The sequence below is a fragment of the Agrobacterium sp. MS2 genome (assembly GCF_003261015.1).
GTDB classification, from domain to species: Bacteria; Pseudomonadota; Alphaproteobacteria; order Rhizobiales; family Rhizobiaceae; genus Agrobacterium; species Agrobacterium pusense.
In genome coordinates, this window is sequence record NZ_QLNF01000012.1 from 551,690 (window position 1) to 558,444 (window position 6,755).

8 protein-coding genes and 1 pseudogene are annotated in these 6,755 nt (G+C 54.2%); 2 read left to right on the forward strand and 7 right to left on the reverse strand.

Going from position 1 to position 6,755, the window contains the following annotated elements; translation table 11 throughout:
* Nucleotides 1–185: 185 nt before the first annotated feature.
* The 3 genes from eno to DOU54_RS07480 all read right to left on the reverse strand — a co-directional run bounded on the left by eno (nucleotide 186) and on the right by DOU54_RS07480 (nucleotide 3,320).
* Nucleotides 186–1,460 carry a phosphopyruvate hydratase gene (eno, locus tag DOU54_RS07470; protein ID WP_022556098.1) on the reverse strand — a complete coding sequence of 425 codons (1,275 nt, stop codon included), beginning with the start codon at nucleotides 1,458–1,460 and terminating at the stop codon, nucleotides 186–188.
* 136 nt (nucleotides 1,461–1,596) lie between these two features.
* The gene (kdsA, locus tag DOU54_RS07475; RefSeq protein WP_006697551.1) at nucleotides 1,597–2,442 is read right to left on the reverse strand and encodes a 3-deoxy-8-phosphooctulonate synthase; all 846 of its coding nucleotides are present in this window, start codon (nucleotides 2,440–2,442) and stop codon (nucleotides 1,597–1,599) included.
* Complete coding sequence (locus tag DOU54_RS07480) at nucleotides 2,439–3,320, reverse strand: VOC family protein (protein WP_113380634.1); 882 nt, start codon at nucleotides 3,318–3,320, stop codon at nucleotides 2,439–2,441. The genes kdsA and DOU54_RS07480 overlap by 4 nt, the downstream gene beginning before the upstream one ends.
* Nucleotides 3,321–3,548: 228 nt before the next feature.
* Between DOU54_RS07480 and DOU54_RS07485 the strand changes: the two genes are divergently transcribed.
* A complete protein-coding gene (locus tag DOU54_RS07485) occupies nucleotides 3,549–4,085 on the forward strand; it encodes an RHS repeat-associated core domain-containing protein (RefSeq protein ID WP_113380635.1) in 537 nt (178 codons plus the stop codon).
* Nucleotides 4,086–4,358: 273 nt separating this feature from the next.
* The gene (locus tag DOU54_RS07490) at nucleotides 4,359–4,700 is read left to right on the forward strand and encodes a hypothetical protein (protein ID WP_006697554.1); all 342 of its coding nucleotides are present in this window, start codon (nucleotides 4,359–4,361) and stop codon (nucleotides 4,698–4,700) included.
* Nucleotides 4,701–4,962: 262 nt separating this feature from the next.
* Here DOU54_RS07490 and DOU54_RS07495 read toward each other — a convergent pair whose 3' ends face one another.
* The 4 genes and pseudogenes from DOU54_RS07495 to DOU54_RS28385 form a co-directional block, all read right to left on the reverse strand.
* Nucleotides 4,963–5,286 carry a hypothetical protein gene (locus DOU54_RS07495; RefSeq protein WP_146617341.1) on the reverse strand — a complete coding sequence of 108 codons (324 nt, stop codon included), beginning with the start codon at nucleotides 5,284–5,286 and terminating at the stop codon, nucleotides 4,963–4,965.
* Nucleotides 5,287–5,373: 87 nt separating this feature from the next.
* Nucleotides 5,374–5,619: pseudogene (locus DOU54_RS28380) on the reverse strand (RHS repeat-associated core domain-containing protein); the annotation flags it as partial.
* A 121-nt stretch (nucleotides 5,620–5,740) separates the two neighbouring features.
* A complete protein-coding gene (locus DOU54_RS07505) occupies nucleotides 5,741–6,415 on the reverse strand; it encodes a hypothetical protein (RefSeq protein ID WP_113380637.1) in 675 nt (224 codons plus the stop codon).
* Entirely contained in the window at nucleotides 6,412–6,576 is a 165-nt protein-coding gene (locus DOU54_RS28385; RefSeq protein WP_113380653.1) for an HNH endonuclease, read from the reverse strand. The genes DOU54_RS07505 and DOU54_RS28385 overlap by 4 nt, the downstream gene beginning before the upstream one ends.
* Between the last annotated feature and the right edge of the window lie 179 nt (nucleotides 6,577–6,755).

Consider the following 6,755-nt stretch of genomic DNA (forward strand, 5'->3'; position numbering starts at 1 on the left):
CCGGAGGGCGGGCTGGATTGGCGGGGGACCTGCCCTCCCCACCGTCATCCTCGCCCTTGAGGCGAGGATCCAAAAACGTACCGTGGTGGATCCTCGGGTCAAGCCCGAGGATGACATCTCATATGTAGATGCGTTTTTCACCACCTCTGCCCGCAAGACAGCGGGCCCAGAAACCCGAACGCAAATTAACCGCGCAGGATTGAACGGCCGGCGTAAGCAGCCTGAGGGCCGAGCATTTCCTCGATACGGATCAGCTGGTTGTACTTTGCGAGCCGGTCGGAACGGGCAAGCGAGCCGGTCTTGATCTGACCGCAGTTCGTGGCAACTGCGAGATCGGCGATGGTCGAATCTTCGGTCTCGCCCGAACGGTGCGACATGACGGCGGTGTAGCCGGCCTTGTGGGCGGTTTCGACCGCGTCCAGCGTCTCGGAAAGCGAACCGATCTGGTTGACCTTGACGAGGATGGAGTTGGCGACGCCCATCTTGATGCCGTCACGAAGACGCGCGGAGTTGGTGACGAAGAGATCGTCGCCGACCAGCTGGCACTTATTGCCGATGAGATCGGTCAATGTCTTCCAGCCGTCCCAGTCGTCTTCAGCCATGCCGTCTTCGATGGAAATGATCGGGTACTTGGCAACGAGGTCTGCGAGATATTCAGCCATCGCGCCCGATTCCAGCGTGCGGCCTTCACCCTCGAGAACGTATTTGCCGTTTTTGAAGAATTCGGTCGATGCACAGTCGAGGCCGACATACATGTCTTCGCCCGGACGGTAACCGGCCTTTTCGATCGACTTCATGATGAAATCGAGCGCGGCAGGCGCGCTTTCGAGACCGGGAGCGAAACCGCCTTCATCGCCGACATTGGTGTTGTGGCCCTGCGCGGACAGTTCTTTCTTCAGCGTGTGGAACACTTCCGAACCCATGCGCACGGCTTCGCGGATGTTTTCTGCGCCAACCGGCAGGATCATGAATTCCTGGAAGTCGATCGGGTTGTCGGCGTGGGCGCCGCCGTTGATGATGTTCATCATCGGAACCGGCAGCAGATGCGCGTTCGGGCCGCCGACATAACGATAGAGCGGCAGGCCGGAGGCTTCGGCAGCAGCCTTGGCGATGGCGAGCGACACGCCGAGAATGGCGTTGGCGCCAATGCGCGACTTGTTCGGCGTGCCGTCCAGCGCGATCATCATCTGGTCGATCTGGATCTGGTTTTCAGCATCGAAGCCGCCGATGGCGTCGAAGATTTCCGTGTTGACGGCTTCAACGGCCTTTTCCACGCCCTTGCCGAGATAACGCTTGCCGCCATCACGCAGCTCAACCGCCTCATGCGCGCCGGTGGAGGCGCCCGAAGGAACGGCGGCACGGCCCATGGAGCCGTCTTCGAGGTACACATCGACTTCAACGGTCGGGTTGCCGCGGCTGTCGAGGATTTCGCGCGCGATGATATCGGTAATGGCAGTCATGGTCTCTCCCTTGGGAATGGAACAGATATTTTCCGTCGCCTGTCTTAGACGATGGCGAAGAAATTACAATGACGGCAGGCCGCAGAAAGGGAACCACCGCCATTTAAAATCGATTGGCACGCGCCGCGCCCGCCGCTCAGGCTTTCGCGATGGCGTCGAAGGCCAGCAGCTTTTCGAGCAGTTTCGGCATATCCTTCAGGTGAACCATGTTCGGGCCGTCAGAAGGCGCATTGTCCGGGTCCTCATGGGTCTCGATGAAGAGGCCTGCGACACCAACGGCGACAGCTGCGCGAGACAGCGTTTCGACAAATTCCCGCTGACCGCCGGTGGAACCGCCCTGCCCGCCCGGCTGCTGCACCGAGTGGGTGGCGTCGAAGACAACAGGTGCGCCGAGCGATGCCATGATCGGCAGAGAACGCATGTCGGAGACCAGCGTATTGTAGCCGAAGGACGCGCCGCGTTCGCACAGCAGCACATTGGGGTTGCCGCTTTCATTCAGTTTGGCGAGCACGTTCTTCATGTCCCATGGCGCCAGGAACTGGCCTTTCTTGACATTGATGACACGGCCGGTTTTTGCGGCGGCAACGAGAAGATCGGTCTGACGGCTGAGGAAGGCCGGGATCTGCAGCACATCCACAACTTCGGAAACGATGGCGCACTGTTCTTCGGTGTGAATGTCGGTCAGGACCGGAAAGCCGAATTCCTTCTTGAGATCGGCAAATATCTGCATGGCACTGTCCAGACCGATGCCACGCTTGCCGGAAAGCGAGGTGCGGTTCGCCTTGTCGAAGGATGACTTGTAAACGAGGCCGATTCCGAGCCCGTCACAAAGCTCCTTCAAGACACCCGCAATCATGAAGGCGTGCTCCCGGCTTTCCATCTGGCAGGGGCCGGCGATCAGTGAAAAACGCTCGCTATTGCAAAAGGAAACCTTGCTGGCGCCCTGGCCGGCGGTGACTTTGAGATTGTTCGTGACGCTCATCTTTTTTCCTCGAAGGCGAAATCGACGCCCTGTCCGGGTGCTGCGGGCACCACCAGACGGCCGCCCGCTTCTGCGCTGGACACGCCATTAGCAGCAAGTACCGTCGCTGTCACGGCAAGATCGTCAACGGAAAAGACAACGCCTATGCCGCGCAGGCCCTCACCGCTTTTTCCCGTAGCCTTCGGGTCGACGCCAGAAAGGGCGGGTCTTTCACTCAGCCTCACCCTTGCATTGCCGGTTTCGAAAACGACATCACCATCCGGAGACACGACGCCGTTGCAGCCGAAAACCGTTTCTATCAAGTGGGTGTCACTCCGCGTACCGGAACACAGCACGATCTCGCGAAGGCCCAGAACTCCGTTCTGGTGACGTTCCAGTGCAGCACGGTCCCCCGGCAGTGCCTGCAGGCGTTGACAACTGAAGAGGAAGAAATCCGCAGCCGATCCGGTTGCCGCGAAGGCAAGCCGGAACGCCGCCTCGCATGACGATCCGTCCGGCATTTGCATGGGCCGCGAAAATTCGAAGACCTCGCCGGCCGATACGCCAGACGCCACGAACCTCCGGTGATCGGCTGGAGCGTCAGCGGTGGAGGCCACAAGGGCAGAAAAACCTTCCTGTCCGTACGATCGCCGGAATGCCTGATCCCTGCCGGTGAAAACATCGCCTCTCTCGACCGACGCGATATAGCTGACCCGGTCAGCAATTGTCAGAGGCTCCAGATAGGTGCCATCCCTGAAGAACACACAGGCATTCTCCGTGCCGAAAGGATGGAGAGCCTGTGGCGCGACCGTAAAGCCAAGGACCTTGAGCCGCGCGGCCGCTACCGCAAGGTCGCGAACGGGCAGAACGAGATGATCGATGCGATGCCTGTCAGCCATAAATCTTGCCTCTTTGACGCGCCCGGCGCAGATGCCGGGTATTGAAGCTGACAAAAGCACGAAGAGCGCCGGGAATGCAAATGACGGGCCTGCGCGTCTATGCCGGTATCGGCAGTGGGCTGAGGTTACCGGGTTTCACCAGTCCTCCGGCTTCACCTGAATGCGGACGGTTTACCAGTTTTCATCCGCCTGCGGATTGTTGACGAGATCGGCCGCGACCGTTTTTGGATGGCCAGTGACTTCAGGTGTGTAGCGCTGGTTAAGGGGGAAAACGCAAGGTCGGCTGTTGGCCACTGTGCATCTGACCGATATCAGGCGTTTGTATTTTCGCGCGCCACCCCACTTCACTATATTTACGACTTCAGCGGCAACATCATCGCGGAATATGACGGCAACGGCGCGCTGGGACGGGAGTGTATCTGGCTTGACGAGAGACCTTTGGCAGTGATTGCAGATGCCGGTACGGAAGCGGCTACAATCTGCCAGGTTCATACCGATCATCTCGAACGTCCCATTATGATGACTGACAGCGCAAGAAAGGTAGTCTGGCGCGCGACCTACCTGCCTTATGGGGAGGCATACACAATCCTGGGATCGGCCACGCTCGACCAACGCTTTCCGGGGCAATGGTTTCAACTGGAATCCGGTTTGCACTACAATTGGCATCGCCACTACGATCCGACGACAGGCCGCTATCTCCAGGCCGATCCTCTTGGGATGCCCGATGGACCAAATAGGTGGACCTATGTAACTAATTCACCTTAGATGGGCGTAGATCCGGACGGGCGCTAAAAAAATCGAAACGGGGGACCGATCCTATATTGCCCCGGTGTCAATGGCTATGAATGTGGAGCACGAGATCGTCCTCCGGATATAAATCCAGAATATCCGAATGCCTGCTATCAATGCCTCTGCCGAATCGTAGAATGGCCACCTTCCGGATTAGCACCAACAATCCCTAATTGATTGAAATTAAAATGAAAGAGATCATTGGTCATGAATTGAGACTAATGCGAGAGGGGAAAAAAACCCCTCTCAATGTTCTACTATATTGAGTCGGTAGGCGATAAGGACCTAATCCCCATCGATAACTTCCAGCCATACGTTGATGAGGGATCGATCCTAATGGAAGAATTTACACTTCTAAATCCCAAGCACCCTCGCTTTAGCGTGACTTACATTTTCTACAGTCTTCCCGAGGAAGCTTGGCGCATTCCCGCTTTAAAGACAGCCTTGGTTGCCCAACAGGACAATATTCAACGCCCTGATGAGGGAATTGATCGAATTATAGGATTGCTACTTGGCTACTCTAAAGAAGAAATTGATAAGTGGGTGAGAAAAGGACTGAATTCCGCGACGTCACCAAACCATAATCTTTGAACATAATTCGCTCAACCAGCTATTTCCGGTTAATAGATCCAACTAGAGCCCGATTTGCACTACAATTGACGTCGCCATTACGACCCGAAGGCGGGCCGCCATCTTCAGGCCGAATCTTTTAAGATGCGCGGGCAGGAATCCCCCCGAGCACATCATATTCGTAGGTATCCGTTCGGGAGACAAGCCTATCCAAGGCGTTGTAAGTAAGGGGGGGGCAATGATTCCTGATCTTGGGAACAGGTCGACCTTCGGTCAGGGTTGCTTATGTAAGATCACTAAATTGCTTATAAATCCTAGCAGGAACCGGCAAAATATCATCCACTTTCAATACGCCAATATCATAATCGATTCCATATTCTTCACTTATTTTCATTACATTTAGGTAAGAATATATAAACGCGTTAACAATTGAACTGATGCCATCAAGGCCTTCGATACTGCGCTCTTTGGTAATACCTCTGAACCTCACGCGCGCACGACAAACGTAAAAATCGCCATTGTTCATTGGGCAACTAATTTCAACCTCAATCCTATCAGTTGACCCTATAACATCTAAAGATCTCGTGAAATGTCTTGCCTTTTTCATTTAATTCCCCATGCGCCATCCAAAGGCGGCAGCGGTTTGCCCCTCAAGCAAGCCGCATATCGCAAAAATTTCCTACCCTTTTTCGTACTATATCGGCAGATGCTCTAGATATCCTGCGGCGCCACTAGCTGTGGATAGCATGTGTTGTGTAGCAATCGCACCACCCATCAATACGGCTGGCACAGCGTGTGTACTCGCATATTGTCCTGCTGCCGCCATTCCACTCGCATCGGTCCAGTTGGCGGGCGAATTCCAAACATAGCGATAGACGTTAAGGTCACCGGCCTCGAACCAGATCGGATCTTCCTGCAGGAGGCGTCCGGTCGAGAGATCGTAGGCGCGTGAATTTTAGTGGGATAGCCCAGTCTGTCCAACACATCGCAGGCGAAGGTGGTGGTGTTGCCTCAACCATCAGTGATCGCAATGACGTTGTCGCGGACGTCACACCAGTAATCTAATAATCAAATCCATCCGGTCGCTGGGTGGGGTCGTCGCCCGTGTCTGCCCAGACAAGAAATCGAAACAAGTCTATCGGATAAAAATCAACAGAATATTCGTCCAGTAAATCCTGGATTGATATTTTGTAATCAAGGTATTTAGTTCTATTAAATATTTCCAACTCAACGATAAACTCATCAATGGGGAAGAAATATTTTTTTGTATTAAGATGCCCTAAAGATGCCACAAAAGATACGCTTTCATCTGAAAGCCAGATAGGGATCTTGTTGCTTGGTTCTGCTGTGATTGCTCCGTATCCTTCATCACTGCGTAGCATCCAGACACCGCCATTTTGAACAATGGCCCTTGCGACATCTAGAAGCTCCGCTATCAGTTCATCCGTAAGATCGTCGCACCACCGTGTTTCATGGTCGATAGCGCTCACCTCCCATCCCTCAGCACAATATTCTGACTGATAGTCAACCTCAATGCCTTCCAAAACGTGTCTTATATCCCACTTTCGCAGCAATTCCTCAGGATCAACAATGTCATAATCGGCCAAGCTGTGATTCCTGCGACCACAGTTTATTTTAACGTATTCTGAATTTCGAACGATTAGTCGCGGCTGGCACTCATCGTTACGAACATGGATACAGCAAGCAAATTCGGTTTTGGTGGTATCGAGATTCATGGTCTTTTTCTTCCGCGCCAGTCCTTAAGCAACTTTCCGCCTTTACTGGAATTGCATGGAATACACGCCGGCACCAGATTTTCGATGTCGTTACTTCCACCATTACAACGAGGGTCGACATGATCGATCGACGTTGCTGGATTTCCACAATAGACACATATCCGCCCTTCCGCTTAAAGAAAGGGCCGCGTCCACCCTTAGGAACAAATGCATTATGGACCCATGCCTGAGCATCCCCAACGAAGTAGTTATTCGTGATTTCCCTACTCTGGATTCAACTTCGAAATTGTAGACGCGAGCGGTGCGATTTCCGCGGACAATTTCAGCAACCGTCAGCGAG